Origin of the sequence: Aquipuribacter nitratireducens (assembly GCF_037860835.1) — a bacterium.
Lineage (GTDB): Bacteria > Actinomycetota > Actinomycetes > Actinomycetales > JBBAYJ01 > Aquipuribacter > Aquipuribacter nitratireducens.
In genome coordinates this window covers 96,951-122,286 of record NZ_JBBEOG010000004.1, presented here as the reverse complement: position 1 = coordinate 122,286, position 25,336 = coordinate 96,951, and the positions used below count along the sequence as shown (strand labels likewise).

Annotated in this window: 26 protein-coding genes and 1 tRNA gene; 14 read left to right on the top strand and 13 right to left on the bottom strand. The window is 74.0% G+C overall.

Features of this window, described 5'->3' with window-relative positions; translation table 11 throughout:
- Positions 1 to 94: 94 nt before the first annotated feature.
- Positions 95 to 1,555, top strand: a complete 1,461-nt coding sequence (locus tag WAB14_RS09255) for a choice-of-anchor B family protein (RefSeq protein WP_340269296.1) — start codon at positions 95 to 97, stop codon at positions 1,553 to 1,555.
- A 63-nt stretch (positions 1,556 to 1,618) separates the two neighbouring features.
- On the opposite strand, the gene WAB14_RS09250 is transcribed toward WAB14_RS09255, so the two are convergent.
- The 5 genes from WAB14_RS09250 to WAB14_RS09230 all read right to left on the bottom strand — a co-directional run bounded on the left by WAB14_RS09250 (position 1,619) and on the right by WAB14_RS09230 (position 3,756).
- Positions 1,619 to 1,864, bottom strand: a complete 246-nt coding sequence (locus tag WAB14_RS09250; RefSeq protein WP_340269295.1) for a PIN domain-containing protein — start codon at positions 1,862 to 1,864, stop codon at positions 1,619 to 1,621.
- 36 nt (positions 1,865 to 1,900) lie between these two features.
- Complete coding sequence (locus WAB14_RS09245; RefSeq protein WP_340269294.1) at positions 1,901 to 2,017, bottom strand: type II toxin-antitoxin system VapC family toxin; 117 nt, start codon at positions 2,015 to 2,017, stop codon at positions 1,901 to 1,903.
- Positions 2,014 to 2,271 (bottom strand): type II toxin-antitoxin system VapB family antitoxin, encoded by a 258-nt coding sequence (locus tag WAB14_RS09240; RefSeq protein WP_340269293.1) that lies wholly within the window; start codon positions 2,269 to 2,271, stop codon positions 2,014 to 2,016. Before WAB14_RS09240 ends, WAB14_RS09245 begins: the two co-directional genes overlap by 4 nt.
- Before the next feature lie 66 nt (positions 2,272 to 2,337).
- A tRNA-Gly gene (locus tag WAB14_RS09235) sits at positions 2,338 to 2,408 on the bottom strand.
- 55 nt (positions 2,409 to 2,463) lie between these two features.
- Positions 2,464 to 3,756 carry an alpha-hydroxy-acid oxidizing protein gene (locus WAB14_RS09230; RefSeq protein WP_340269292.1) on the bottom strand — a complete coding sequence of 431 codons (1,293 nt, stop codon included), beginning with the start codon at positions 3,754 to 3,756 and terminating at the stop codon, positions 2,464 to 2,466.
- Positions 3,757 to 3,822: 66 nt separating this feature from the next.
- Between WAB14_RS09230 and WAB14_RS09225 the strand changes: the two genes are divergently transcribed.
- Positions 3,823 to 4,578 (top strand): 3-oxoacyl-ACP reductase family protein, encoded by a 756-nt coding sequence (locus WAB14_RS09225; protein WP_340269291.1) that lies wholly within the window; start codon positions 3,823 to 3,825, stop codon positions 4,576 to 4,578.
- Between the two features lie 9 nt (positions 4,579 to 4,587).
- On the opposite strand, the gene WAB14_RS09220 is transcribed toward WAB14_RS09225, so the two are convergent.
- Entirely contained in the window at positions 4,588 to 5,697 is a 1,110-nt protein-coding gene (locus WAB14_RS09220) for an NAD(P)/FAD-dependent oxidoreductase (protein WP_340269290.1), read from the bottom strand.
- A 164-nt stretch (positions 5,698 to 5,861) separates the two neighbouring features.
- On the opposite strand from WAB14_RS09220, the gene WAB14_RS09215 reads away from it, so the two are divergent.
- The gene (locus tag WAB14_RS09215; protein ID WP_340269646.1) at positions 5,862 to 7,718 is read left to right on the top strand and encodes an acyl-CoA dehydrogenase; all 1,857 of its coding nucleotides are present in this window, start codon (positions 5,862 to 5,864) and stop codon (positions 7,716 to 7,718) included.
- Positions 7,719 to 7,793: 75 nt separating this feature from the next.
- Positions 7,794 to 8,273: a hypothetical protein gene (locus WAB14_RS09210; protein WP_340269289.1), complete on the top strand. Its 480-nt coding sequence runs from the start codon at positions 7,794 to 7,796 to the stop codon at positions 8,271 to 8,273.
- On the opposite strand, the gene WAB14_RS09205 is transcribed toward WAB14_RS09210, so the two are convergent.
- The 3 genes from WAB14_RS09205 to WAB14_RS09195 are packed head-to-tail and all read right to left on the bottom strand — an operon-like array spanning position 8,270 to position 11,277.
- Positions 8,270 to 8,911: a nitroreductase family protein gene (locus tag WAB14_RS09205; RefSeq protein WP_340269288.1), complete on the bottom strand. Its 642-nt coding sequence runs from the start codon at positions 8,909 to 8,911 to the stop codon at positions 8,270 to 8,272. The genes WAB14_RS09210 and WAB14_RS09205 overlap by 4 nt on opposite strands.
- Before the next feature lie 53 nt (positions 8,912 to 8,964).
- Positions 8,965 to 9,228: a hypothetical protein gene (locus tag WAB14_RS09200; RefSeq protein WP_340269287.1), complete on the bottom strand. Its 264-nt coding sequence runs from the start codon at positions 9,226 to 9,228 to the stop codon at positions 8,965 to 8,967.
- 48 nt (positions 9,229 to 9,276) lie between these two features.
- Positions 9,277 to 11,277, bottom strand: coding sequence for an NHL domain-containing thioredoxin family protein (locus WAB14_RS09195; RefSeq protein WP_340269286.1), 2,001 nt, complete (start codon positions 11,275 to 11,277; stop codon positions 9,277 to 9,279).
- Between the two features lie 63 nt (positions 11,278 to 11,340).
- Here WAB14_RS09195 and WAB14_RS09190 point away from each other — a divergent pair, with 63 nt between their 5' ends.
- Positions 11,341 to 11,685 carry a DUF952 domain-containing protein gene (locus tag WAB14_RS09190; protein ID WP_340269285.1) on the top strand — a complete coding sequence of 115 codons (345 nt, stop codon included), beginning with the start codon at positions 11,341 to 11,343 and terminating at the stop codon, positions 11,683 to 11,685.
- A gap of 97 nt (positions 11,686 to 11,782) precedes the next feature.
- Positions 11,783 to 12,754, top strand: a complete 972-nt coding sequence (locus tag WAB14_RS09185; protein ID WP_340269284.1) for a DUF1214 domain-containing protein — start codon at positions 11,783 to 11,785, stop codon at positions 12,752 to 12,754.
- A gap of 1 nt (position 12,755) precedes the next feature.
- On the opposite strand, the gene WAB14_RS09180 is transcribed toward WAB14_RS09185, so the two are convergent.
- A complete protein-coding gene (locus tag WAB14_RS09180) occupies positions 12,756 to 13,163 on the bottom strand; it encodes a YccF domain-containing protein (protein WP_340269283.1) in 408 nt (135 codons plus the stop codon).
- Between the two features lie 16 nt (positions 13,164 to 13,179).
- A complete protein-coding gene (locus tag WAB14_RS09175) occupies positions 13,180 to 14,181 on the bottom strand; it encodes a hypothetical protein (protein WP_340269282.1) in 1,002 nt (333 codons plus the stop codon).
- A 367-nt stretch (positions 14,182 to 14,548) separates the two neighbouring features.
- Here WAB14_RS09175 and WAB14_RS09170 point away from each other — a divergent pair, with 367 nt between their 5' ends.
- A complete protein-coding gene (locus WAB14_RS09170) occupies positions 14,549 to 15,082 on the top strand; it encodes a hypothetical protein (protein ID WP_340269281.1) in 534 nt (177 codons plus the stop codon).
- Positions 15,083 to 15,133: 51 nt separating this feature from the next.
- Here the strand turns inward: WAB14_RS09170 and WAB14_RS09165 are convergent, their stop codons facing one another.
- Together WAB14_RS09165 and WAB14_RS09160 are read right to left on the bottom strand one after the other, a co-directional pair.
- A complete protein-coding gene (locus WAB14_RS09165; protein WP_340269280.1) occupies positions 15,134 to 16,045 on the bottom strand; it encodes a hypothetical protein in 912 nt (303 codons plus the stop codon).
- Positions 16,046 to 16,188: 143 nt separating this feature from the next.
- On the bottom strand, positions 16,189 to 18,255 hold the full coding sequence (locus WAB14_RS09160; RefSeq protein ID WP_340269279.1) for a glycogen debranching N-terminal domain-containing protein: 2,067 nt from the start codon (positions 18,253 to 18,255) through the stop codon (positions 16,189 to 16,191).
- Positions 18,256 to 18,392: 137 nt separating this feature from the next.
- On the opposite strand from WAB14_RS09160, the gene WAB14_RS09155 reads away from it, so the two are divergent.
- The 7 genes from WAB14_RS09155 (at position 18,393) to WAB14_RS09125 (ending at position 25,301) form a co-directional block, all read left to right on the top strand.
- Positions 18,393 to 19,457 (top strand): LacI family DNA-binding transcriptional regulator, encoded by a 1,065-nt coding sequence (locus WAB14_RS09155; RefSeq protein WP_340269278.1) that lies wholly within the window; start codon positions 18,393 to 18,395, stop codon positions 19,455 to 19,457.
- Between the two features lie 47 nt (positions 19,458 to 19,504).
- Positions 19,505 to 20,782 (top strand): extracellular solute-binding protein, encoded by a 1,278-nt coding sequence (locus tag WAB14_RS09150; protein WP_340269277.1) that lies wholly within the window; start codon positions 19,505 to 19,507, stop codon positions 20,780 to 20,782.
- 103 nt (positions 20,783 to 20,885) lie between these two features.
- Positions 20,886 to 22,112, top strand: a complete 1,227-nt coding sequence (locus WAB14_RS09145; protein WP_340269276.1) for a carbohydrate ABC transporter permease — start codon at positions 20,886 to 20,888, stop codon at positions 22,110 to 22,112.
- On the top strand, positions 22,109 to 23,017 hold the full coding sequence (locus WAB14_RS09140) for a carbohydrate ABC transporter permease (protein ID WP_340269275.1): 909 nt from the start codon (positions 22,109 to 22,111) through the stop codon (positions 23,015 to 23,017). The genes WAB14_RS09145 and WAB14_RS09140 overlap by 4 nt, the downstream gene beginning before the upstream one ends.
- A gap of 97 nt (positions 23,018 to 23,114) precedes the next feature.
- Complete coding sequence (locus tag WAB14_RS09135; protein ID WP_340269274.1) at positions 23,115 to 23,906, top strand: hypothetical protein; 792 nt, start codon at positions 23,115 to 23,117, stop codon at positions 23,904 to 23,906.
- A gap of 10 nt (positions 23,907 to 23,916) precedes the next feature.
- A complete protein-coding gene (locus WAB14_RS09130; protein ID WP_340269273.1) occupies positions 23,917 to 24,642 on the top strand; it encodes a hypothetical protein in 726 nt (241 codons plus the stop codon).
- Positions 24,639 to 25,301, top strand: a complete 663-nt coding sequence (locus tag WAB14_RS09125) for a hypothetical protein (RefSeq protein WP_340269272.1) — start codon at positions 24,639 to 24,641, stop codon at positions 25,299 to 25,301. Before WAB14_RS09130 ends, WAB14_RS09125 begins: the two co-directional genes overlap by 4 nt.
- The last annotated feature ends 35 nt before the right edge of the window (positions 25,302 to 25,336 follow it).

The window sequence follows — 25,336 nt, the reverse complement described above, 5'->3', positions numbered from 1 at the left end:
CGATTCGAGTGGTTTCGGCGTGTCTGTCCGCCGTCCCGCCTAGGGTCCCTCGGGTCCGCCGGAGCAGACCCCCCGGCGGCGGAGGAGATTCGCGATGAGGCGAACAGCACGGATCGGCGGCGCGGCCGCCATCGTGGCGGCGATGACGGTCGTGGCGGTACAGCCCGCGTCCGGCCACCCGGTCCACGACTTCGGCGGCGACGCGACCACGGTGCTCAAGGGCACCAACTACACCGGCGTCGTGGAGGACGTCAGCCCGGGTGGGGTGCCGATGGAGGCGCAGTCCGGGGTGCGGTGCGAGGACGGGATGGCGGGGATCTTCCCCTGCCACAAGGTGGATCTCGCCTCCTTCACGCCCCTGCCCGACCTCGAGGCGACGTTCCTCAACGACCTGTGGGGCTGGGAGGACTCCGAGACCGGGATGCAGGTCGCGATCGTCGGCAGCTTCGAGGGCACCGCCTTCGTCGACGTCACGGACGGCGAGAACCCCGTCTACCTCGGCACGCTGGAGTCCTCCGCGCCCGGCGACCAGGGCAACATCTGGGGCGACGTGCGGGTCTACGAGGACACCGCCTACATCGTCGCCGAGGCCATCGACCTCGCCACGTACAACCCGGCGACCGGCGACCTCGACGGCTTCGGCATCCAGGTCGTCGACCTCACGCAGTTCCGCGGGCGCACGGGTCCGGGGACCATCGAGAAGACGGCGCAGATCGACGACGTGACCCAGTCGCACAACGTCTCCCTCAACGTCGAGACGGGGCGGATGTACGTCGTCGGGTCCGTGTACGACGTCGCCGACGAGTGCGGGACGCCGAACCCGGGCTTCCCGGTGCTCAACGGCAGCGGCGGGGCGCTCGTCTACGACGTCGCGACCGACCCGAACGCCCCGAAGCTCATCGGCTGCATGAACGCCGACGGCTACAGCCACGACATCCACTGCGTGGCCTACAGCGGTCCGGACGCCGACTACCAGGGTCGTGAGATCTGCATCGGGTCGAACGAGGACACCGTGACGATCTACGACGCGACCGACGCCTCCGACATCACGGTCATCGACCGCCTCACGTACTACGAGGAGGGCCTGGAGGTCGGCGACATCTACACCCACCAGGGGTGGTGGAGCGAGGACCAGACGTACTTCTTCCTCGGGGACGAGCTCGACGAGCTGTCGGGCGCGGTCCCGGAGCGCACGACGTTCATCTGGGACCTCACCGACCTCGACGACGCGAGGGTGATCGGCGAGCACGGCGACGGCAACACGTCCATCGACCACAACATGTTCGTGCTCGACGGTCTGCTGTACCAGTCCAACTACACGTCCGGCGTGTGGCTCTACGACTCGTGGAAGGCCGACAAGGGCCGGCTCACGATGCGCGGCTACTTCGACGTGTACCCGGCCGACGACGCGACCGCGTTCGCCGGCACGTGGGGCAACTACCCGTTCTTCGGCGACGGGAAGGTCGTCGCGACGAGCTCGGACGAGGGTCTTTTCGTCCTGCAGTCGCGGGCGAAGTCCTCGAGCACCAACCGCGGTCAGGGCGGCGCGCGCTGATCCACCGGTGACAGGGCCGGTCGTGGGTCGCGTCGAGGCGCGGCCCGCGACCGGTCACCGGTCTCAGACCTCGAGCGCGGGCTGCAGATCGGTGTACCCGAAGTCGTCGCCCTTGAAGAGCAACCGCTCACCCGTGGCGGCGGCCAACGCGTACGAGTAGCAGTCGCCGAGGTTCAACCGCGCAGGATGTCCTGACCCGCGCCCGAAGCGTCGGTACGCCTCGCGCGCCAGTGCAGCGTGCTCGTCGGTGAAGGGCTCGACACGGAGACCGATCTCGCGGGCGAACCTGTCGAGGCGAGCGCTGAGCACAGGGTCGTCGCCCGCGGCGTCGACGACGACCGAGGTCTACACCCACGTCGGCGCCGCCATGAGCAGCCGGTCGTCCAGCATCGCCTCGACGTAGCGCGCCGCATCGGGCTCGTCGCGGAGGACGGCGACGACCGCAGAAGTGTCGACGATCACCGCGGCAGGCCCCTCTCGTCGTAGAGGAGGTCGCCGTGCTCGACCGTCACGAGGTGGTCGGGCCAGCGCCGCCCGGCATCGGCCGCCAGATCCAGGAGGCGGCGGCGGCGCGCGTCGCGGTCGGCGTCGCGAGCAAGTCTCGCGAGCCTCTCCTCGAGCGCGGTCGTGACCGCTTGCGTCAGCCCCTCGCCTGTCCGCTCCGCCACGGCGCGGGCGAGCGCCTCCGTGGACGCGTTCTTGATGGTGAGCGCCACGAAGTAACGGTAGCCCTGCGTGGTGTACATGAACCAGGGCGGCCGCTGAGGCGCTCGAGACGAGTGAGCGGATGACGGGAATCGAACCCGCACCGTCAGCTTGGGAAGCTGAAGTTCTACCATTGAACTACATCCGCGCGAGGGCGCTGCGGCCCTGCGAGCAGGCAGCATACCGGCTCCCTCCGGGCGGCCTCACCGCCCCGTCGCCGGGACCAGGACGTCGTCGTCACGCAGGTCCCGGACGGTTCGCACTCCGACCAGCGCCATCGTGAGGTCGAGCTCCGCGAGCACGTTGCGGAGCACCTCGTCCACACCCTCGGACCCGCCGACGGCGAGGCCGTACGCCCACGGCCGACCGAGCCCGACGAGGTCGGCACCGAGCGCCAGCGCCTTCGCGACGTCGGCTCCTCCCCGCACCCCGCTGTCGAAGAGCACAGGTACCCGGCCGTCGACCCGGGCGACCACCGCCGGCAGGGCGTCGAGGGCACCGACCGCCCCGTCGACCTGCCGCCCGCCGTGGTTGGAGACGACGACGCCGTCGACGCCGGCGTCGAGGGCCCGCTCGGCGTCGTCGGCGTGCTGGATGCCCTTGAGGACGATGGGCAGCCGCGTCCGCTCGCGCAGCCACGCGAGGTGGTCCCACGTGAGGTCGGACCGGGAGAACACGTCGAGGAAGGTCTCGACGGCCGCGCGCGGAAGGGGTGAGCGCAGCCTCTCGGCGAACGACCTGCCCGGGTGGCGGCGGGCGATCGAGGCGAGGGTGGCCAACGCGGCGGGGGTCGGGCGCGGCCGCGGTCCGCTGGCGACCGCCGCCGCCGCGCGGCGGCGCACGAGGTCGACGAACACGGGGTCGGAGGTGTACTGCGCGATCCCCTCGCCGCGCGCGAACGGCAGGTGACCGAGGTCGAGGTCGCGTGCCCGCCAGCCGAGCACGTGGGTGTCGAGGGTGACGACGAGCGCCGACGCCCCGGCCGCCTCCGCGCGGCGCACGAGGCTCGTCACGAGTTCGTCGTCTTTGCTCCAGTACAGCTGGAACCACCACTCCGCCCCGTCGACCGCCCGGGCCGTCTCCTCCATCGGCGCCGACGCCTGCGTCGAGGCGACGTAGGGGACGCCCGCCGCGGCCGCCGCGCGGGCCACGGCCACGTCGGCGTCCCCCCGCACGAGGCCCATCGCCCCCATGGGCGCGAGCACGAGCGGGGTGTCGCGGTGTCGCCCGAGGACCTCGGTCGACAGGTCGCGCGTCGCGACGTCCCGCAGCACCCGCGGGACCAGGTGCCACCGGTCGAAGGCCGCTCGGTTCGCGGCTGCGGTCGCCTCGGTCCCGGCCGAGCCGGCGACGTACGCCCACGCCCGCCGGCTCATCGCCCGTCGGGCCGCGCGCTCGAGCCGGACCGGTGCGACGGGTACCCACGGTCGGGTCCCCAGCGCCCCCGCGCGGTAGACGGACGACTGCGCGGCACGGCCCACGGACGGCGACGTCATCGCCCCTGACTACTCGCCTCGGCCGACGGGAGCATCCCGGGGCACGCGACGGGTAGGACCCGGACCATGACACGACGGTTCGGAGGGCGACGGGTGCTCGTGACGGGTGGCAGCAGGGGGATAGGCGCGGACGTCGCAGTCGCGTTCGCGCGGGAGGGCGCGGCCGTCGCGGTCAACGGGCGATCGCGGTCCGACGCGCTCGAGGACGTGATCCGTCGTTGCGAGGAGGCCGGCGGTCACGGGATCGCCGCCGTGGGGGACGTGTCCGACGCCGACGAGGCGGTCCACGTCGTCCGCACCGCGCGTGAGCAGCTGGGCGGCCTCGACGTGCTCGTCAACAACGCCGGGACGCTCGACGAGTCGCCGCTGGAGGAGATGCCGGTGGAGCAGTGGGACGCGATGGTCGCGAGCGACCTGCGCAGCGTCTACCTCTGCACCCACGAGGCGTTGCCGGGGATGCGCGAGCAGGGCTGGGGTCGCGTCGTCAACGTCACCTCGCAGCTCGCGGTCAAGGGGGCGCCCGGGATGGCGCACTACAGCGCCGCCAAGGCCGGCGTCATCGGGTTCACCAGGTCGCTCGCCCGCGAGGTCGCCGCGCACGGGGTGCTCGTCAACGCCGTCGCGCCCGGCCCCGTCGACACCGACATGACCGGCGACCTCGACGACGAGTGGAAGCAGCAGAAGACCGCCGAGCTGCCGCTCGGCCGCTTCGCCCGCGTCGAGGAGATCACGCCGAGCGTCCTGCTGCTCGCCGCCTCACCCGACGGCGACGTCTACGTCGGGCAGACGCTCCACCCGAACAGCGGGGACGTCATGCCGTGACGCACCCCGTCACGGCTCGCTCGAGTGCCCCGGGAACACGTGCGCGCTGGGATCGAGGTCGACCGCGAGGTTGTTGACCGCCGTCGCCGCCTCCCCGAACCCCGTCGCGATGAGCTTGACCTTGCCCTCGTACGTGCAGACGTCCCCGGCGGCGTAGACGCGTCGGCGGGTCGTCCGCATGCGGGAGTCGACGACGACGGCCCGCTTCCGCAGCTCCAGGCCCCAGCCGGCGAGCGGACCGAGGTCGGCGTGGAAGCCGAGGGCCGCGACGACGACGTCCGCCGGCAGCTCGTGCCGCTCTCCCGCGGTCGCCGGAACCCGGCCCTCGACCGTCACCGAGGCGAGCAGGCCCTCCGCGTCGGCCCCGAGCTTCACGACCTCGAAGCCGCCGAGCAGCGGCACCCCGAGCGTCTGGACGGCGGCGACCGTGCCGGCGTGGGCGCGGAACTGCTGCCGCCGGTGCACGAGCGTCACCGACGACGCGAGCGGGGCGAGCATGAGCGCCCAGTCGAAGGCGGAGTCCCCGCCGCCGACGACGACGACGTCGCGTCCCGCGAGCACGTCCGGACGGGGGACGAAGTGGACGACGCCCTCGCCGGCGAACCCGTCCGCAGCCGGCAGCGGCTTCGGCGTGAACTCCCCCATGCCGGCCGTGACGAGCAGGGCGCGGGCACGGACGGTCCGCCCGTCGGCGAGGGCGACCAGGAGCCCGTCGCCGTCGGGGTCGTCGACGAGCTCGCGGGCCTGGCAGCCGAGCAGGTACGTCGGGCGGTAGCGCGCCGCCTGCTCGACGAGCCCCTCGACGAGGTCACGGCCCTTGACCGCCGGGAACCCGGCGACGTCGTAGATCAGCTTCTCCGGGTACATGGCGGTGACCTGCCCACCGGGCTCGGGTAGGGAGTCGACGAGCGCGACCGACAGCCCGCGGAAGCCGGCGTAGTACGCGGCGTAGAGCCCGACCGGGCCTGCGCCGACCACGAGGAGGTCGACGGCGCCGGGGTCGGGGGCTCCGACCGTCGACAGGGCGGTCGCGGGGTCGAGGAGGTCGTCGAGCTCGACGACGTCGAGGGTCCCCGGGCGCACCGGACCGCCACCAGGCACCCCGTCCCGCGTCGGCACGCCCCCCAGGGTGCCGTCGGAGCCCTGCCGGTGGGAAGGGCGCGGCGGCAGGGTGAGGGCCCTTGCAAAAGTTACCCGTCGGTAGCATCCTCAGGGTTACCGACGGGTAACCGCACGGTCGGCGCGACGACGGGGACGTGGACGTCCCCTTACGGAGGACGGCGATGGGGCACTACCGGAGCAACCTGCGCGACATCGAGTTCAACCTCTTCGAGGTGTTCGGGCGCGACGAGGTGCTGGGCAGCGGCGCGTACGGGGACGTCGACACCGACGTCGCGCACGAGATCCTCAAGGAGGTCGCGCGCCTGGCGGAGAACGAGCTCGCGGACTCGCTCCTCGGCTCCGACGCCAACCCGCCGGTCTTCGACCCCACCACCCACTCCGTCACGCTGCCGGAGTCGTTCAAGGCCTCCTACCAGGCCTACCTCGACTCCGAGTGGTGGCGCATGGAGCTGCCCGAGGCGCTCGGCGGCACCGAGGTGCCGCCGTCGCTGCGGTGGGCGGCGTCGGAGATGGTCCTCGGGGCCAACCCGGCGGTCCACATGTACGCCTCCTCGTTCAGCTTCGCCCACGTCATGCACGCGCTCGGCACCGACGAGCAGAAGCGGCTCGCCCAGCTCATGGTCGACGACCGCTGGGGGGCGACGATGGTCCTCACGGAGCCGGACGCCGGCTCCGACGTCGGCGCCGGTCGCGCGCGGGCCGTGCAGCAGCCGGACGGCACGTGGCACGTCACGGGCGTCAAGCGGTTCATCACCTCCGCCGAGCACGACATGGCCGACAACATCATCCACTTCGTCCTCGCCCGGCCCGAGGGCGCCGGTCCGGGCACGAAGGGGCTGTCGCTGTTCATCGTCCCGAAGTTCCACGTCGACCCCGCGACCGGGGCGCTCGGGGAGCGCAACGGGGCCTTCGTCACGAACGTCGAGCACAAGATGGGCCTCAAGGTGTCGACGACGTGCGAGGTCCGCTTCGGCGAGGTCGACGGCGTCCCGGCCGTCGGCACCCTGCTCGGCGAGGTCCACGACGGCATCGCCCAGATGTTCAAGATCATCGAGTACGCGCGGATGATGGTGGGCACGAAGGCGATCGCGACGCTGTCGGCGGGCTACCTCAACGCCCTCGAGTACGCGAAGACGCGCGTGCAGGGCGCCGACCTCACGCAGATGACGGACAAGTCCGCTCCCCGGGTGACGATCACCCACCACCCCGACGTCCGCCGGTCGCTCATGACGCAGAAGGCGTACGCGGAGGGCCTGCGCGCCCTCATCGCGTACACCGCGACGTTCCAGGACGCGGTCGACCTCGCCGGCCGCCGCGGCGAGCGCGACGAGACCGCGGAGCGGGTCAACGACCTGCTGCTGCCGCTCGTCAAGGGCTGCGGCTCGGAGCGCTCGTGGGTGCTGCTGGGGACGGAGAGCCTCCAGACGCTCGGCGGCTCGGGCTTCCTCGCCGACTACCCGATCGAGCAGTACGTGCGGGACGCCAAGATCGACACCCTGTACGAGGGCACGACGGCGATCCAGGGGCTCGACTTCTTCTTCCGCAAGATCGTGCGGGACAAGGGGCAGGCGCTCGGTCACGTCGCCGGCCAGATCCAGGAGTTCGTGAAGGCCGACGACGGCTCCGGCGACCTCGCGACCGAACGGGAGCTCCTCGCGCAGGCGCTCGACGACGTCCAGGGCATCGTCGGCACGATGATCGGCGCCGCCATGGCCGCCGACCCTCGCACGGAGGGCGGTGACCCGCGGAGCATCTACCGGGTCGGGCAGAACTCCACGCGGTTGCTGCTGGCCGCGGGCGACCTCGTCGTCGGGTGGCTCCTGCTGCGCCAGGCCGACGTCGCGCTCGGCGCCCTCGCGCGCGAAGGCGTCAGCGCCAGGGACCGTGACTTCTACACCGGCAAGGTCGCGGCCGCCCGGTTCTTCGCGCGGACGGTGCTGCCGCGGCTGTCCGCGGAGCGCCGCATCGCCGAGACCGTCGACGACGGGCTCATGGAGGTGCCCGAAGCCGCGTTCTGACCCACGGGCGGCGTCGTCCACAGGCGGACGCCCGGACCGAGCGAGGTCGAGGGCTTCCGGGCTAGCGTCGAGAGCGTGATCAGGCCTGGGTTCCGCCGATGGCACGGCACGTGGGACGAGCTGGCGGAGATCCGGTCGCGCTCGGACCGGGTCACGGAGTACTTCACGAACCAGAGCCTGCGGCTCAGCATCACCCGGGCGCTCGCGATGGGCGCCGGGGGCACCGTCGCGATGCTCGGGGTCCTCGCGGCGGCGCTCTTCCTCCTGTACCCGCCGTCCGACCCCGAGGGACGACCGTCGGTCGACATCCCGTTCGGACCTGACGGCGGTGCGCTCCTCGTCATCGCCGTGCTGATCCCGGTGGGCCTCCTGCCCTACCTGTGGGTCCACCGCGCCATCGGCCGGTGGTTCGTGCGTCGCTACGGCGTGCCGGAACCGCCGGATTTCTGGGACGAGGCCGAGACGTGGACGCAGGAGGAGTGGGACGGCTACGTGGCGCCGCTGTCCGCGGACGACGACCCGGCGCCCGAGCACCCGGCCGTCCGGCACCACTAGGAGCGCGGCTCGCCCTCCGGTGCGGTCCACGCCGGCGGGGTGCCGAAGCGCCCGTCGTGCACGACCTCGGCCAGCGGTCGCCGGCCGCGCCGCAACGACGGCGAGCGCCGGTCGGGCGCGGGGTGGCCGAGGCTCACGACGCCGACGACGTGTCGGCCGCCCGGCACCCCGAGCTCGGCCTTGACCGTGTCGTGGTGCTCCGGCTGGACGCCGAAGAAGCAGGCTCCGAGACCCTCGTCGACCGCGCCGAGCAGCACGAGCAGCGCGGCCATCCCGGTGTCGACGTCCCAGTAGGGCGCCGCCCAGCGACCGGGGTCCCGGTCGGTCCAGCCCTTGTCGGGCTCGGCGTAGCGGTCGAGGTAGCGGTCGGGGTCCGACAGCACGAGCAGGCAGAGCGGGGCGGTGCGCATCCCCCGCAGCCACGAGTCCGGGACGCGCGCCCCGTCCGTCGTGAGCTCCCAGAACCGCTCGAGCACCGGACCTCGCATGACGACGAAGTCCCACCCCTGCGTGAACCCCGCCGACGGCGCCCGGACGGCGAGGTCGAGGAGCCGCTGGAGAACCTCGTCGACGACGGGGCGCCCGGGGTCGTAGGCGCGCACCATGCGACGGGCGCGGACGGCGTCGACGAGCTCCATGCCGTCAGCGTGTCAGCCCTCGGGCGGCGGCACCCGCCACCCCGGGCGCCGGCTCAGTGGTAGTCGTTGTCCGTGCGGCGCACCGTCTCCGTACCGGTCGGGGTCTGGTTCTGCTCGACGACCTCCGTGCGGCTCGTGCGCCGCGGGGCCGTGCGCCGCGACATGAGCCCGACGCCGATGAGCGTGCCGACCAGACCGCCGATCATGAGGATGTAGCCGATGGTCTGGACGTTGATGCCGCCGAACTGGTCGGCGTCGATACCGAACGCCAGGATCGCGCCCAGGATGATGAGGGCGATGCCGCTACCGATGGTCATGATCGGCAGATACCCGAGCGGTCCCCTCACGAAACCCGACGCCGCCCCTCACACCCCGCGAAGGTCCAGGTCACACCGGTTGGTCCCGCTTTCGGACAGCACCACGGGGATGCCCCAGTCCTGCTGGTAGAGGTGGCAGGCGGCGTGCTCGGGGACCTCCCCGGTGACGGGGTCACCGTCGCAGGCGGCGGCCTGCACGCTGACGTGGAGCACGCCCTCCGCACCCGGCGGACCGGCCAGGACGAGGTCGCGCCCGAGGCCGGCACCGCTTCCCGCGCCCTCCGCCAGCAGCTCCGGGGGCGTGGCCGACACGCTGAGCCGCGACGGGTCGCCCCACCGGTCGTCGAGCTTCTGCCCGCTCGGCGGGACGAAGGCCACCTCGAGCCGGACCGGGCCGGGCGCCACGGGCGTGGGGGGTCGCTGCGTGCGGCGAGCGCCGGTGTCGATCCGGGCCGCCTCGCGAGGGAGCCGGACGCGGACGACCTCGTGCGAGGCGCTCGCGACGACGAGCAGCAGGGAGGGGTCCGCCGGGTCGACGACGACGTCGGAGGGTTCGGCGAGCCCGTTCGCGAGCGTCGTCACCTCCTGCGTCGACGGGTCGTAGCGACGGACGGCACCGTTGTACGTGTCGGCGACCGCGACGCTGCCGTCGGCCAGCACCGCGACGCCGAGCGGGTGCTGGAGCCGGGCCGGCCCGTCGACCCCGCCCCGTCCGTCGACGTGGCCGAAGTCGAACAGGCCCGACCCGACGCCCGTGCCGACGACGTAGCCGGGCCCGGCTGCCGCGGCGGCGTTCGCCAGCCGCGTGTCCGTGACCTCCGGCGCGCTGCGGTCGGGGGCGGGCGCCGCGGGGTCGCCGAGGTCGGCGCGCTCGACCCACCGCAGGGCGCTGGTCTCGGAGTCGGCGAGCCACAGCCGGGTGCCGTCCGCGGACACGGCGAGGCCGGAGGTCTGCGCGAACCACGCGTGCTCGGCCGCACCGTCGCGCAGGCCCTCGGCAGACGTGCCGGCGAGGACGCGGACCACGCCGTCGGCCGGTTCGGGCGCCGGGTCGAACGCCCACAGCTGGTGCAGGCCCGCCATCGCGACGACGACCTGGCCGTCGAACCACGTGACGTCCCACGGCGTGCTGAGCGGCTGGGCGAGGGCGGGGCCGCCGCCCGCGCGCTCCCGCAGCTGCTCGCCGGTGCCGGCGACGGTGGTGACGCGACCGTCGGCCAGCCGGACGCCGCGCAGGCAGTGGCCGACGCTGTCGGCGACGACGACGTCGTACCCGACGCGTGCGGCGACCTCCGCCGGGAGCAGGGCGAGGCCCTGCGGCTCGCCGAAGCGGGCCGTGGCCGGGTCCCCGTCGACGAGCCCGCGCGTCCCGTCACCGATGGTCCGCACGACGCTCTCCGCATCAACGGCGAGCTCGACGAGCCGGTGCCGCGCCGTGTCGGAGACGAGGAGCGTCGGCTCGCCGCCATCGCGCCCCGGCAGAGGCAGGACCTTGCCGGGGAACCGGAGCGGCGTGTCCTCGCGGGGCGGCGGCACGTAGGGCGCGTCGCCGCGACGCAGCGTCCCCTTCGCCTCGTGCTCGGCCACGAGCTCACGCAGCAGGCTCCGCAGCCCGTCCGCGTGGCCCTCCCCGGACAGCTGCGCGACGACGTACCCCTCGGGGTCGACGACGGCGAGGGTCGGCCACGCGCGCGCCGCGTACGCCTGCCACGTCAGCAGCTGCGGGTCGTCGAGGACCGGGTGGTGGACGTCGTAGCGCTCGACCGCGGCGCGGAGGGCGTCGGGGTCGGTCTCGTGCTCGAACTTCGGGGAGTGCACGCCGACGACGACGAGCGTGTCGGCGAACTCCGCCTCGACCGGCCGGAGCTCGTCGAGCACGTGCAGGCAGTTGACGCAGCAGAACGTCCAGAAGTCGAGCAGGACGATGCGGCCGCGGAGGGTCTCGAGGTCGAGGGGACGGCCACCGGTGTTGAGCCACCCGCGGCCCTGCAGCCGGGGCGCGCGGACCCGGACCCGGCGAGAGGGAGCTGGTGTCGTGCTCGTCGTCACGACGGGAGTCAACCGGACCGGCCTGCCCCGCCTTCCCGCCGGGTCACCTGCCACGCTCGACCCGTGCGCCCGCTCTTCCACCTCGCCGTGCCCGACGACTGGGTCGCCGCGCAGGCGACGGGCCGCTACGAGCGCTCGACCCGAGGGGCGTCGCTCGCCGACGTCGGGTTCGTCCACTGCTCGTGGATGCACCAGGTCGACGAGGTCGCCGCGGCCGTCTTCGCGGACTGGGACGGCGAGCTGCTGCTCCTCCAGATCGATGCGTCGCGGGTCGGGGCGCCCGTGCGGGAGGAGGACCTCGCCGGGGTCGGCGAGCGGTTCCCGCACGTGTACGGGCCGCTCCCCGTCGAGGCCGTCGAGCGGGTCCGGCGCATGGTGCGCGTCGACGGGGCGTGGCGGCTGCAGTGAGCCGCTCAGTGACCGCGCGGTCACCCGCGACGGGTGGCGCGCCCGCGGTCTCCGCGTTCCTATCGTCCCCGCGACATCGTGCAGGAGGAGGACCGTCGTGGCCGCACCCGTCAACGTGGACAGCTTCGTCCGCGCCGAGACCGCCCGCATGCTCTCCGACATCCAGACCTCCGCCGGCGGTGTCAACCGCTTCCGGCACAACCGCGAGCCCGCCTCCGTCCACGAGCAGACGGTCATCCGGCTCAACCGCGACACGCTGTACAGCTTCGCCGTCGTCGACGTCTCCCGCGGGGCCTCGGTGACGCTCCCGGACGCCGGGGAGCGGTACCTCTCGGCGATGGTCGTCGACGAGGACCACTTCGTCACGGCGATCCACCACGCCCCCGGCCGCCACGACCTCGGAGCAGGGCGGTCGGACGACGCAGGGGGCTCACACGTCCTCGTGGCCGTGCGCGTGCTCGTCGACGCGGCCGACCCGGCCGACCTCGCACGGGTCGCGGCGCTGCAGGACGAGCTCGTGCTGACCGCGGGCTCCGCCGTGCCGTTCAGCGCGCCCGACACCGACCCCGAGAGCCTCGACGACACGCGCGACGCGCTCCTGCGCCTCGCGAGCCGGCTCGTGAGCTTCGACCGGATGTTCGGGCGCCGCGACCAGGTGGAGCCGGTCCGCCACCTCATCGGGACGGCGGCGGGATGGGGCGGCCTGCCCACGACGGAGGCGGCCTACGCCGGCCTCGATCCCCGCCTTCCGCCCGGTCGCTACGACATGACGTTCACCGACGTCCCGGTCGACGCCTTCTGGTCCGTCTCCGTCTACGACGCATCCGGGTACTTCGCGCCGAACGCCTCCGGGCGCTACTCGGTCAACAGCGTCATGGGCGACAAGGACGGCGACGGGTCGGTCACCGTCCGGTTCCTGCCTGCCGACGTCGAGCCCGAGCTGCCGAACGCCATCCCTGTGCCGGAGGGCTGGAACATCCTCGTGCGCCTGTACCGCCCCCGCCGGGAGGTGCTCGACGGCACGTGGACGCTGCCGCCGCTGGTTCCGGCGGAGCCGGACGGGCGGTGACTCAGCGCACGACCGGCACGAGACGTCCCCGGGCCTCCGCGCTGCTCACGACCTCCTTGCCGAGGGGGTTGAACGACAGGATCGCGAGCTTGAGCGTCGCGATCCCGAACGGGATGCCGATGATCGTCAGCACGAGGCCGACGGCGTAGACCACCTGCGAGAGGGCGAGCCACCACCCGATGAGCAGGAACCACAGCACGTTGCCGAGCGCCGTCACGACCCCTGCCGTCGGCCGGTCGACGACGGTGCGCCCGAACGGCCACAGCGCGAAGCCGGCCAGCCGGAAGCACGCGACGCCGAACGGGATGGTGACGACGAGCAGGCACGCGATGACGCCCGCGACCACGTAGGAGAACGCCGTCGCGAGCCCGGCGAAGAAGAACCACAGGATGTTGAGGATCAGCGCCACGCCCTCATCCTCCCGCTCACGCGGTGCGGTACCAGCGGACGACGGGGCCGAGCTCGCGCGCCCACGCGGCGGCGACGGCCGCCGCGACCGCACCGAGCCTGCCCGAGCGCGCAGCGCGGACCGCCCGCAGCGGCGGCACGCGCAGGACCAGTACGACCCACCCCAGAGCCGCACTCACCGCGGACGTCACGACGACGGCCGCGTCCACGGCGAGCAGCCCGTAGCCGAGCCAGAGGACGGCGGAGGCGACGGCGAGGGCCGACGTCCAGGGGCAGAGCCCTGCGAGCCCGCCCGGGGTGCGCGAGCGCACGGTCCGCACGACCAGCACCGCCTGCGGCACCTGGCGCACCAGCGCCACGCCGGCGGCCACGGCGCCGAGGACGGGCACGACCGCCGGCCCGGCGACGACGAGCGCGACGACGAGCAGCCCGGCGAGTCCGAGGAGGCCGGTCACGGAGCCGCGGACGGAGCGGCGCACGAGCCCGCGGCCCCCCTCGTCGGTCGGCGCGGCCAGTCGCAGCCCTGCGAGCACGACGAGCGCCGCGGCGCCCGCGAGCAGGCCGAGCGTGTTGGCCGTCACCTGGACCGCGTCGCCCGAGGCGAGCCCGTACGACAGCCACAGCATCGGCGTGCCGACGCCGAGGACGGTGCCGAGCCACGACACGCCGTCCGGGCGGCCGGAGCGCACGAGCCGCACGACCTGCGGCCACGCCCCGGCGACGCCGACGGCGACCGCCGCCCACCCCAGGACCGCCATGAACCCGTCCCGGACGACCGCCCAGCGCGGCGGCTCGGGCGCCGGCAGGAGCGGGCCGTCGACGAGGACGAGCACGGCCAGGACGACGACGACCAGCGCACCGGCCGCGCGCGTCAGCAACCAGCGGACGAGCTCGGGCGGCACAGGGTGCGTGGTCGGCGCAGGGGTGTGCCGGTGGGCGAGGGTGGGCGTGAGGAGCGACGCCGGGTGGGCGGCCGCGCGAGGCGCGGCGGCCTCCGGGGAGACGAACAGGCAGGTCACGGAGCACTCGATCCGGTGCAGGGGCACCACTCATGACCCGGTCCCGACCGGTGCCGACCGGCCGGGGGCGGGTCGACGACGACGGACGGCACCCGGGTGCGTCCCGGGCCCAGGGGTGACTCGGGACGCGGCGCCTCGCGCTCGATCGCCCGGTCGGGTGACGTCGGGGACCGTGGCAGCCGTTCCTGGGAGTTCGCTGGCACCACGCCGGGTGCTGACCGGGCGAAGCTCGGGGAAGCGGTCCGAGTGCTGCTGCGAGGACCACTGACAGCTCTTGTCGCGTACCGGGACCGGCTCCCGTGTGGTGTCCGGGTGGGTGGCGGTGCAGGGTCCCCTCTACGACTGCGCGTCGGGTCGGACCGTCCCCGTGAGTCGCACGGTGTTCGCCGACGATGTCGATCCGCTCGACCCCTTCGCCGCCGACCGTCGGCTGATCGCGATCTCCGAGGACCTCGAGTGCACGGCGACGTGGTCCGTGACGAACGCGGGCCCTCTGCCCGTCGACGTGCGCCGCTTCGGATTCCCGCTCGGCGGTCCGGGTACCGGCTTCCCCTACCGGCTCGACGGGGCCGCCGTCGGCGGTGCGGCTCGCCCACTGGCCCCGGCGAGGGGGTCGGACCGCGACTCGCGGCCGGAGCACGTCCTCGAGGTGGGTGTCGTCGACGTCGAACGCCTCGCTGCGGGTGAGTCGGTCGACGTGACGTTCCGGGTCGTCGCGGGCAAGGGGTGCGCGTCCGTCGGCTCGGCCACCGCGATGGTCCCCAGCGTGCGGAGCGGTCTGGGCCCGTTCCTCGTTCACGAGCGCCCGCACAGCGGCGCTGTCGAGTCCCACTTCAGCCTCGAGCCGGCCATCGCCTTCGCGAACGTCGACTCCGAGTGGGCGAGCTGCGACGCGGACTGAGCGCGGCGAACAGCCGTGGTGGGCGGCGCCACAGCGACATCGCGAACCGGGTCAGGAGGCCTTTCGGGCACCGTTCACGCGTGTGCGATGTCGTCGTGGCGCGGGCACCACGCGCTGCGCGGCGGCCGTGAGCACCTGCCGCGCCACCCACCCCCGCCGGCGGAAGACGTGCTCGAAGGCGAAGCGACGGGTCACCCACCCGTCGGACTGCAGGTCGTCGTGTCTGGCGAGGTCGTGCGCGAACGCCCGGCGTGTGCCGTGCACCCCGTAGCCGTCCGCCTCGAAGGCGACCTTACGCTCCGGGTCGCCGAGGTCGACGCACGCGAACAGGCCCGGACCCGTCACGACGAGCTGGGGCACGAAGCCTCGCAGCCCGACCTCGAGGACGATGGCGCGGAGCCCGGACTCGAAGGGGTTGGCCGCCCGTCCGTCGGCGTGGGCGACGACGGACCGGGCCGCGACGACTCCGGGCGCGCGGGTGGCCTGGGCGAGCTCCACCAGCTCCTCGGGCGTGACCGCCCCCGAGCGAAGCGCGGAGTCGGCCACCGCGAGCGCGGCGGCGAAGGGCAGGGACCGGGCGCAGTCGAGGACCGTCCGGGCCGGTGACGTCACCCCCGCGGCGACCTCGGCGTCGCTCAGCGTGGCCGCCGACCACACGGTGCCGGCGCGGGGGGCGTGCTTGTGGCCGCGGGGCAGGGTCAACCACAGGTCGCGCGGCGGGTCGAGGACGCCCCAGCCGTGGTGCACGGCGGCGCTGAGGTGGCTGAGGCACGCCCGGTGACCGTGCGCGGCGGCGAGCTGGGCGTCGAGCCCGGGCAGGCCGTAGCGGTTGCGGCCGAGGCGCAGGATCTGGCCGCCCGCGACGGCGCGTCGCAGCGCGTGCCGGCCGCAGACGGCGACGACGCGCCGGTACGAGGCGACACCGCCGAGGGCGGCGACGACGTGGTGCGGCGGGAGGGGCACCCGCCGACTGTGCCCGGCCCGGGTTGCTCCTCGCGGCCGTCATCCACAGGGACGGCGGCGCCACGACGACATCGCGAAGCCTCCACAGCGCGCGTCACGGCGCGCAGAGGGGGTCTGTGATGTCGTCGTGGCGAGCCGTTGGCTCAGCGCCAGGTCACCTCCGCGGCACCGGCGTCGTCGACGGCGACGCGTAGCGGGTCGCCGCCGGCCCGGAGCCCGTCGACGACCGTCGAGCCGAGCGACCACGGCTGCACCGGAGCCGCCGTCACCCGGCCCGCCGGCACGTCGACCCGCAGGCCGAGCACGGCCTCGACGAGCGCCACCGCCCCTGCGGCGGACCACGCCTGGGGGCGGCAGGCGGCGGGGTAGGGCACCGGTGCGGGGTGCACCGAGCGCGGGTCGCCGGCGAACAGCTCGGGCGGGCGGCCGTCGAAGGCGTGGAGCGCCCCCAGCAGCGCCTCGGCCACCGGGGCCACCTCCGGCCGGCCCTCGGCCGCGAGGCCGGCGAGGCAGATGGCGGTGTCGTGCGGCCACACCGACCCCACGTGGTAGCCGGTCGGGCTGTAGCCCGCGGCCGCGCTCGACATGGTCCGTACGCCGAAGCCGCTCAGCAGGTCGGGCGCGACCAGACGCCGTGCCACGGCGTCGACCTCGCCGTCCGACAGCAGCCCCGTCCCGAGCAGGTGGCCGATGTTGCTCGTCAACGACACGACCGGCCGCTTGTCGCCGTCGAGCGCGATCGCCGGGAACGGCCCGACGGCGTCCTCCACCCAGAACCGCCGGCGGAACTGCTCGCGCAGCCGACCCGCCCACTCCCGCCACCGGTCGGTGCCGCCGCGGCCGAAGCGCTCGAGGAGGTCGGCCCCGCGCAGCGCCGCCGCGTACGCGTAACCCTGCACCTCGCACAGCGCGACCGGGGCGTGCGCGAGCGAGCCGTCGACGCGCCGGACCGCGTCGCCGGAGTCCTTCCACCCCTGGTTCGACAGGCCGTGCCCGGACTCGTCGACGTACTCCAGGAGGTGGTCGCCGTCGGCGTCGCCGTGCTCGACGAGCCACGCGAGGGCCCGCTCGAGCGCCGGCACGAGCGGCTCGACGTCGGTGTCCGGCAGGCCCCACCGCCACGCGTCGTGGAGGGTGAGCGCCCACAGCGGGGTCGCGTCGATGGTCCCGTAGTAGACCGGCGGCAGCGTGTGCGCACCGTCGGCCTCGATCGAGAAGGCGGCACCGCGGACCTCGTGGAGGATCTTGCCGGGCTGCTGCGCGGTGCCGGCGTCGACGACCGTGCCCTGCCGACGGGCGAGGACCCGCAGCGTCGATGCGGCGAGGTCGGTGCCGAGGGGCAGGAGCATGCGCGCCGCCCACAGCGAGTCGCGCCCGAAGAGGGTGAGGAACCACGGCGCGCCCGCACCGAGGAACTCCTCCTCGGGGGCGTCGGCTGTCGCGAGGCGCAGCAGGCGCAGGTCCGCGACGGCTCGCTCGAGCACGGGGGCGAGCCTCCGGTCCGCGCTCTCGACGGCGGGCGAGTGCCAGGTGGCGGGGCGGCTCGGGCTCGTGACGACGGCGCCCGAGTCGGACACCGGGAGGAGCACCTCGCGGGTCACCCGCTCGCCCGGCGCCACCTGGACGCGCCAGCGCAGCTCGACCTCCGGCCCGGCCGGCCCCTCGACGACCTCGCGGGCCGCACCGTGGGCACGGAGCCCGAGGCTGAGGCCCCCGTCCCGCCACCCGGTCTCCGCCCCGGTGACGGTTGGCGCGAGCGTCGCCGCTGCCTTGCCCGCCTTCACGGCGTCGAGGTGGGCGAGGTCGACGGCGACGCGCAGCACGACGTCGGTCGTGACCGGGCGGGCGGCCGTCGAGACGAGCGTCACCTGCTCACGGACGAGCCCGGGCTCCACCTCCCGGCGCCGCTCCACCCGCACCGTCGGGTCGGGACCCGGGTCGCCGAGGGAACGGGCGACGGCGACGAACACGTGCGCGTCCCCGCCGTCGGAGTGGTGTGCGACCGCCGTCGGCTCCTCGCCGTCGACGGTGAGCACCGCACCGCAGAGCGTGCGCCGGTCCGCGTGCAGGACGCCCTGCACGCCCTCGTGCCGCACCTGCCCGTCCGCCGCGGACCACACCTGCGTCGGCGCGGCCAGGCAGAGGACGAGGTCGTGGACCCACGGCTGGCGGTGCGGTGTCGCTCCCGGTGTCTCCGTCGTCCCCGTCACGTGCTCCACCCTCTCCTGCCCCGCCCCCGTGACAGCCGGGCGCGGGTGGTCTATGGTCTTTTGAGCGCTCAAAGTTGAGCGCTCAAAACCTAGCCGGTCCGCCCGACCGGCGCCAGGTTCCGAGCGAGGAGGCCCGGGTGACGGACGAGACCGCCACGACCCCGCCGCACCAGCGGTCGCTCACCGCTGCGACGGCCACGGGGTCCGCCCCCACGCTCGAGACCGTCGCGGCTCGGGCCGGTGTCTCGCGCCAGACCGTGTCCAACGCCCTCCACCGCCCCGACCGGCTCGCCGCCGCCACCCGCGAGAAGGTCCTGCAGGCCGTGCGCGAGACCGGCTACCGCCCGTCCGTCGCCGCGCGCCAGCTCGCCACCCGCCGGGCCCAGGCCGTCGCCGTGCGGGCCGACCGCCCGCAGGACGGCATCTCCGGTCTCGTCCTCGACGCCTTCTTCCACGGTCTCGCGGAGGCCGGCCAGCGCCTCGACCAGCGGGTCGTCCTGTACGCGCAACAGCCGGACGAGGAGACCGAGCTCGCGGTCGTCGAGGACGTCATCGGCAGCGGCGCCGCGGACGCCGTCGTCCTCACCGCGACGAACGTCCACGACGGGCGCCCCGCCCGCCTCGCCCAGCTCGGCCTCACGTTCTGCGCGTTCGGCCGGCCGTGGAACGTCGAGGAGCCCCCTCACGACTGGGTCGACGTCGACGGCGCCGCCGGCACCGAGGCCGCCGTCGAGTGGCTCGCGGCCCGCGGCGCGCGTCGCATCGGCTTCCTCGGCTGGCCCGACGACGGTGCGACCGGCGCCGACCGGCGCGCGGGCTGGCTCGCGGGTCTCGTCGCGGCCGGCTCGCCGGAGCGGGTCGAGGCGGCGTGCGAGAACGACACCGACGCGGCCCAGGCCTGTACGGCCGCGCTGCTGGACCGGCCCGACGCGCCGGACGCGCTCGTGTGCGCGAGCGACACCCTCGCCCTCGGCGCGCACCGCGCCGCCGCGGCGGCGGGCCGGGCGCTCACGGTCGTCGGCTTCGACGCGACCCCCGTGACGGCCGCGCTCGGCATGGCGAGCGTCGCCCAGCCCGTCCGCGAGGCCGCCCACGCGTGCCTCGACCTCCTCGTCCCCCGCCTGCGCGGGGAGCAGCCGACCCCGCGCGGCGTGCTCCTCGCTCCCACCCTCGCCGTGCCGCCGGGCCTGTCCCGCGCGTGACGACCCGACCAGCCAGCACCCAGCCCCGATCCGAAGGAGACACGACCGTGACCACGACCACCGCACGCACCCACCGCAAGGTGGCCGCGCTCGCACTCGGCCTCGCCGGCGTCACCGCCCTCGCCGCCTGCGGCGGGAGCGGCTTCGAGGAGGACGGCGACGCCGCGGGCGGCGCGTCCGGCGCCCCGGCGTCCGCCGAGGGCCCCGTCGACCTCGAGGTGCTCATCGCCTCCAGCGGTGACGCCGAGACCGAGGCCGTGCAGGCCGCCGCCCAGGAGTGGGCGGAGGAGACCGGCAACAGCGTCGAGGTCCGCCCGGCGCAGGACATCAACCAGGAGCTGTCGCAGGGCTTCGCCGGCGGCAACCCGCCCGACGTGTTCTACGTCGACGCAGGCCAGTTCGCCACGCTCGCGGCCAACGGCAACCTCTACCCCTACGCCGACCAGCTCGAGGACAACGACGACTTCTACGAGTCGCTGCGGCAGAGCTTCACCTTCGAGGACCAGCAGTACTGCGCCCCCAAGGACTTCTCGACCCTCGCGCTCCAGATCAACACCGCCGCGTGGGAGGCCGCCGGGCTCACCGACGACGACATCCCCACCACGTGGGAGGAGCTGCAGGCCGTGGCCGAACAGCTCGGCAGCGGCGACCAGGCGGGTCTCGCGCTCGGCGTCGGCCGCGACCGGGTCGGTGCGTTCCTCGTCCAGAACGGTGGCTGGTGGGTCGACCCGGAGACGGGCGAGCCGACCGCCACCCAGGAGGCGAACGTCGAGGCGCTGGAGTACGCCCGGGGACTGCTCGAGTCCGGGGCCGCCGTCCTGCCGCCCGAGGTCGACTCCGGCTGGGGCGGCGAGGCCTTCGGCACCGAGCGGGCGGCCATGACGATCGAGGGCAACTGGATCCGGGGCGCCATGCGCAACGACTACCCGGACGTCGAGTACACCGTCGTCGAGCTGCCCGAGGGTCCGGCCGGGCCGGGCACCCTGCTGTTCACCCAGTGCTGGGGCGTCGCGGCCGACTCGCCGGACCAGGCGGCCGCCGTCGACCTCGTCGCGCACCTCACGACGCCGGAGCAGCAGCTGGAGTTCGCGGAGGCGTTCGGCGTCATGCCGTCGCGGCAGTCCGCCCAGGAGGACTACGTGGCCGCGTTCCCCGAGGACGCCCCCTTCATCGCCGGCGCGGAGTACGGCCAGGGCCCGGTGAGCCAGCCCGGCCTCGACCCCGTCCTCGCCGACCTCGACTCCCAGCTCGAGCAGCTGGAGTCGACCGACCCCGCGCAGATCCTCGAGCAGTTCCAGACGAACGCCGAGGCCGCCGCGGGCTGAGGGACCCCCGGCCGGTCGGTCACCCGGACACCGACCGGCCGGGACCCGCCGCAGGACCCAGCACGACCAGCACGACGCAGCGCGCACGGATCGAGGAGGACCCATGGCGCACGACCTGCAGGACCGCGCCGACGCGCAGGTGGAGGACCGGCCGCCCGGCCGGGAGGGGACACGGCGCCGTCGCGGCATCCGCGGCGGGCAGGGCGTGGCGGGGTGGCTCTTCGTCGCGCCGACCGTCGCCGTGCTCGGGCTGTTCCTCTTCGTCCCCATCGTCATGGCGCTGTGGGTGAGCCTCAGCGACTGGACGGGCCGCGGCAGCCCGTTCTCCGGCGACGTCGGCTTCGTGGGCTTCGAGAACTACGCGCGGATCCTCACCGAGCCGGGCCTCACGCGCAGCGACTTCTGGACGAGCATCCGCAACAACGTCTACTACGTCCTGCTCGTCGTCCCCGCGCAGACGGTCCTCGCGCTGTTCCTCGCGACGGTCCTCAACAACCAGCTCCTCAAGGCGAAGGGCTTCTTCCGGACGGCGTTCTACTTCCCGTCCGTCACGAGCTCGGTCGCCATCAGCCTGACGTTCCTCTTCCTCTTCACGGGGACCGGCGCGGTCAACACGTTCCTCGCCTTCTTCGGCGTCGACGGGCCGACGTGGTTCTCCGACAGCCGCGGGCTGCTCCACCTGCTCGGGGACGGCATCGGCCTGTGGGACACGGGCTCGCCGCCCGAGGCGCTCACCGGCCCCTCGGCTCTCGGGCTGTCGTTGTGGGAGTGGCTCGCCGGACCGAGCGTCGCGCTGAGCGTCATCATCATCCTCGTCGTGTGGACGACGACCGGGACGTTCCTCCTCATGTTCCTCGCGGCGCTGCAGGACGTGCCGGTCGAGGTCGAGGAGGCGGCCGTCGTCGACGGCGCGAACCGCTGGCAGCGCTTCCGCGCCGTCACGCTCCCGCACCTGCGCCCGACGGTCCTGCTCGTGCTCACCCTCGGCCTCATCGGCACGTGGCAAGTTTTCGACCAGATCTACGTCATGACCGACGGCGGCCCCGCGAAGACGACCCTCACGCCCGCTTTCCTCTCGTACTTCTACGCCTTCGAGTCCTTCGAGTGGGGCGTCGCCGCGGCGATGTCGTTCGTCCTCTTCGCGATCATCTTCGTCCTCACGACGCTGCAGCGGTTCCTCTTCCGCGACAAGGACGCTGCTGCCGAGCGGAAGGCACAGCGCCGGCAGCGGGGCCGCGGCGCCCGCGGGCACCGGCCCGGGCAGGCGCAGGCGTGGGGCGTCCAGCACTCGAACACGGCCACCAGCGAGACCGGAGGAGGCACGGAATGAGCGTCACCACCGAGGGCCGCGCGGGCGCCACCGCGACCGGGACGATCAGCGGCTCGGGGCGCGGGCGTCGCCGGGCGTGGCAGCGCCCGACCACGCTGCTGCTGGGCTACGGGGTCCTCCTCGTCTTCTCCGTCGTCTACGTGTACCCGTTCCTCATCCAGCTGGCGACGTCGTTCAAGACCGACGTCGACGCCGTCGGCAACCCGTTGTCCCTGTGGCCCGACCCGGTCTCGTTCGCGGCCTTCGAGCGCCTCGGGGAGGTCGCCTTCCCGCTGTGGGCGATGAACTCCACGATCGTCGCGGTGCTCGTGACCGCCGGGCGCGTGTTCTTCAACTCCCTCGCCGGCTACGCGCTCGCGCGCCTGAAGTTCAAGGGCCGCGACGCGGTCTTCACCGCCGTCCTCGCGGTGCTCGCCGTGCCGGGCGTCATCCTCCTCATCCCGAAGTTCCTCGTGCTCAACCAGCTCGGGATGTACAACTCGTACTCCGCGCTCGTCGTGCCGCTCCTCGTCGACGCCGCCGGCGTCTTCATCATGAAGCAGTTCTTCGAGTCGATCCCCGTGTCCGTCGAGGAGGCCGCCCGCATCGACGGCGCGAGCACCTTCCGCATCTTCTGGTCGGTCGTCCTGCCGATGGCCAAGCCCGCGCTCATCACCGTGACGATCCTGTCCTTCCAGGGCTCGTGGAACGAGCTGCCGCACTTCATCGTCGCCTCGAACGAGCCCGCGCTCTACACGCTGACGAAGGGGGTCGCGAACCTCACGAGCGGCCAGCTCGGCTCCGGCCAGCAGTACCCCGTGACGATGGCGGCGGCGCTCCTCATGACGATCCCGGTCGCCGTCGTGTTCATCGTGTTCCAGCGGTACTTCGTCCGCGGCGGCACCGCCGGCGCGGAGAAGGGCTGACGCCCCGCCGACGTATCACCGTCACCCCTCGTCGACTCCTCGCCCCCGTGGGTGACCGCACGGTGCGGCACCCGGCCCGACGGCGAGGAGAGACACCATGGGTGCAGTCAACGACGCGCTGGCGGCGGCCAGCCGGCTCGAGGACGTCCAGTTCCCCGAGTTCACGTGCAAGCTCGTCACCGACACGTTCGACGCCCTCATCGCGGCGAACATCCGCCAGCAGCAGGCGTTCGTCGAGCTGCTCCAGGCGACGTCGAAGTCGCTGAGCACGTACATCAACGACACGAAGGACGACATCGGCCCGACCGAGATCCTCCAGCTGCTGTCGGCCGCCGCACCGCCGGAGAACCCGACCGCCGACTCCGACCCCACGAAGGTCGTCGTCGGGGGCACGCTGAGTGCCGCCGAGCGCGACTCGCTCAACACCGCCCTCGAGGTGCCGGGCGCGAGCATCGCGAACGACAACAAGGTCGCCGAGACCGGCAACCTCACCCAGGCGCGGGTCGACGCGATCATGGAGGCGGCGGCGAAGCGGATCGCGGCCAACAAGTACACGCTGCTCACCGAGATGGTGCGGCAGGGCATGCTCCGCCTCGTCGTGGAGGACGGGACGATCGAGACGCGGCTGTCGTTCCGCGCCACCGGCTTCGACTCCTCGTCCCTGCGGAGCACCGACGCCTCCCGCACCGCCTTCCAGTTCCGCGCCAACGCGAAGACCGGCGGTCTCGTGTCGGCGTGGGTGAAGGCGTCGGCGTCGACGTCGTACAGCAACGTGCGGGTGCGGACCGTCGACACGTCGCAGGTCAGCAGCTCGACGCTGACGGTCGACATCTTCGGCGGCGTCAAGATCAACTTCCGTACCGACTACCTGCCGCTCAACCCGGCCTGAGGCGGCGGGGATGCCCGGTCCGGCGGACCTGGGGTTCGCCGAGTTCGTCTCGACGCTCCTGTCGGAGACCACCGCGTCGGTCATCGCGGCCCACACCGAGCAGGAGGAGCGCCTGCGCGACCTCGCCGCCTCGGCGACGATGTCGCCGGAGGAGTACGCCCTCCTGCTGCCGGCCGAGGAGGTCGACGCCGCGCTCGCCTCCCTCCTGCCCGGCGAGCAGGGCGGCACGAGCGCCGTGCCCGGCGGGCCCGTCCCCCCGAAGGACGTGCTCGCCGGCCTCGAGCTCGACCTCGACGACAGCCACGTCGAGGGCCGCACGCTGACCGAGGCCGGCGCGGCCGCCGTCCGGCGGGCCGTCGCCGAGCACCTCGCGGAACGGCACCTGTCCGGGCTGCGGGAGGCGGCCCGCACCGGCCTGCCGCGGGTGGTCGTCGACGGGGGGACGGTGTCGGCGAAGCTCACGTACTCCGTCGTCGACCCCGGCGAGAAGCCCGAGGAGCCGGGACGCGCCAGCGGGCTCACCCGGCCCGGCGACGGCTCGGCGACGAAGACCTCGCTCGACCCGCGGCTCGCGGTGCTGGCCCGGGTGCGACCCGACCTCGTCGCGCGGGTCCCGTCCGCCCTGTCCGGCGTCAGGCTCGCCGTGCGACCCGCGTCGCCCGACATGGTGCAGGACGCCACGGTGCGCGCCGACGTGTTCGGCGAGGTGCGCGTGACGTTCCGGACGGTCCTGTGAGCACGCCGGTCCTCGACGACGCCGACGACGACGCGCTCGCCCTCGCCGCGCTCCTCGCCCGCGACCTCGACCTCGGCGTGCGGGCGACGCTCCGGCAGCCGGGGTCCGTGCTGCGCCTCGACGAGGTCGTGGCCCGGGTCGGACGGGAGAGCGACGACCCCGCCGCGGCCTGGCTGGGAGAGGTGCGGCTGCGCCCGGGCGACCCGCTGCCGGGCGGCGTGTCGCCGCCGCAGGAGGAGCCCGCAGCGCCCCGCGTGGCGGCGGCGGTCGCCCGCCTCCCCGTCTCCGCCGTCCTGGGCGTCGGGCCCCGCTGGGCGAAGGTCCTGACCGGCGCCGGGTGGAGGACGGTGGGGACGCTCGCCGACGCCCCGCCCGCGGACGTGCTCGCGCTCGCCGAGCGCGAGAGTGCCCGGCTGCCGGTCGTCGCGCTCGCCCGCGCGAGGGCCTGCGCCCTCGTCGCGCCCGCGGACCTGGCGCCGCGGCTGGCGGAGCTGCGCGTCCTCGACGTCCTCGACCTGGGGCCGGCGCGGACGGCGAGGCGCGCCGGTGTCCCGCTCCTCGCCGCGCTCGAGGTGTGGGACGTCGCGCTCCGCCTCGGCGCGGTCCTCGACGAACGCGTCCTCGACCTCACGGTCGCGGCCGCGACGGGCACGGGCTGACCGACGGCGGGAGGTGCATCAGGAGCGCGTCCGGC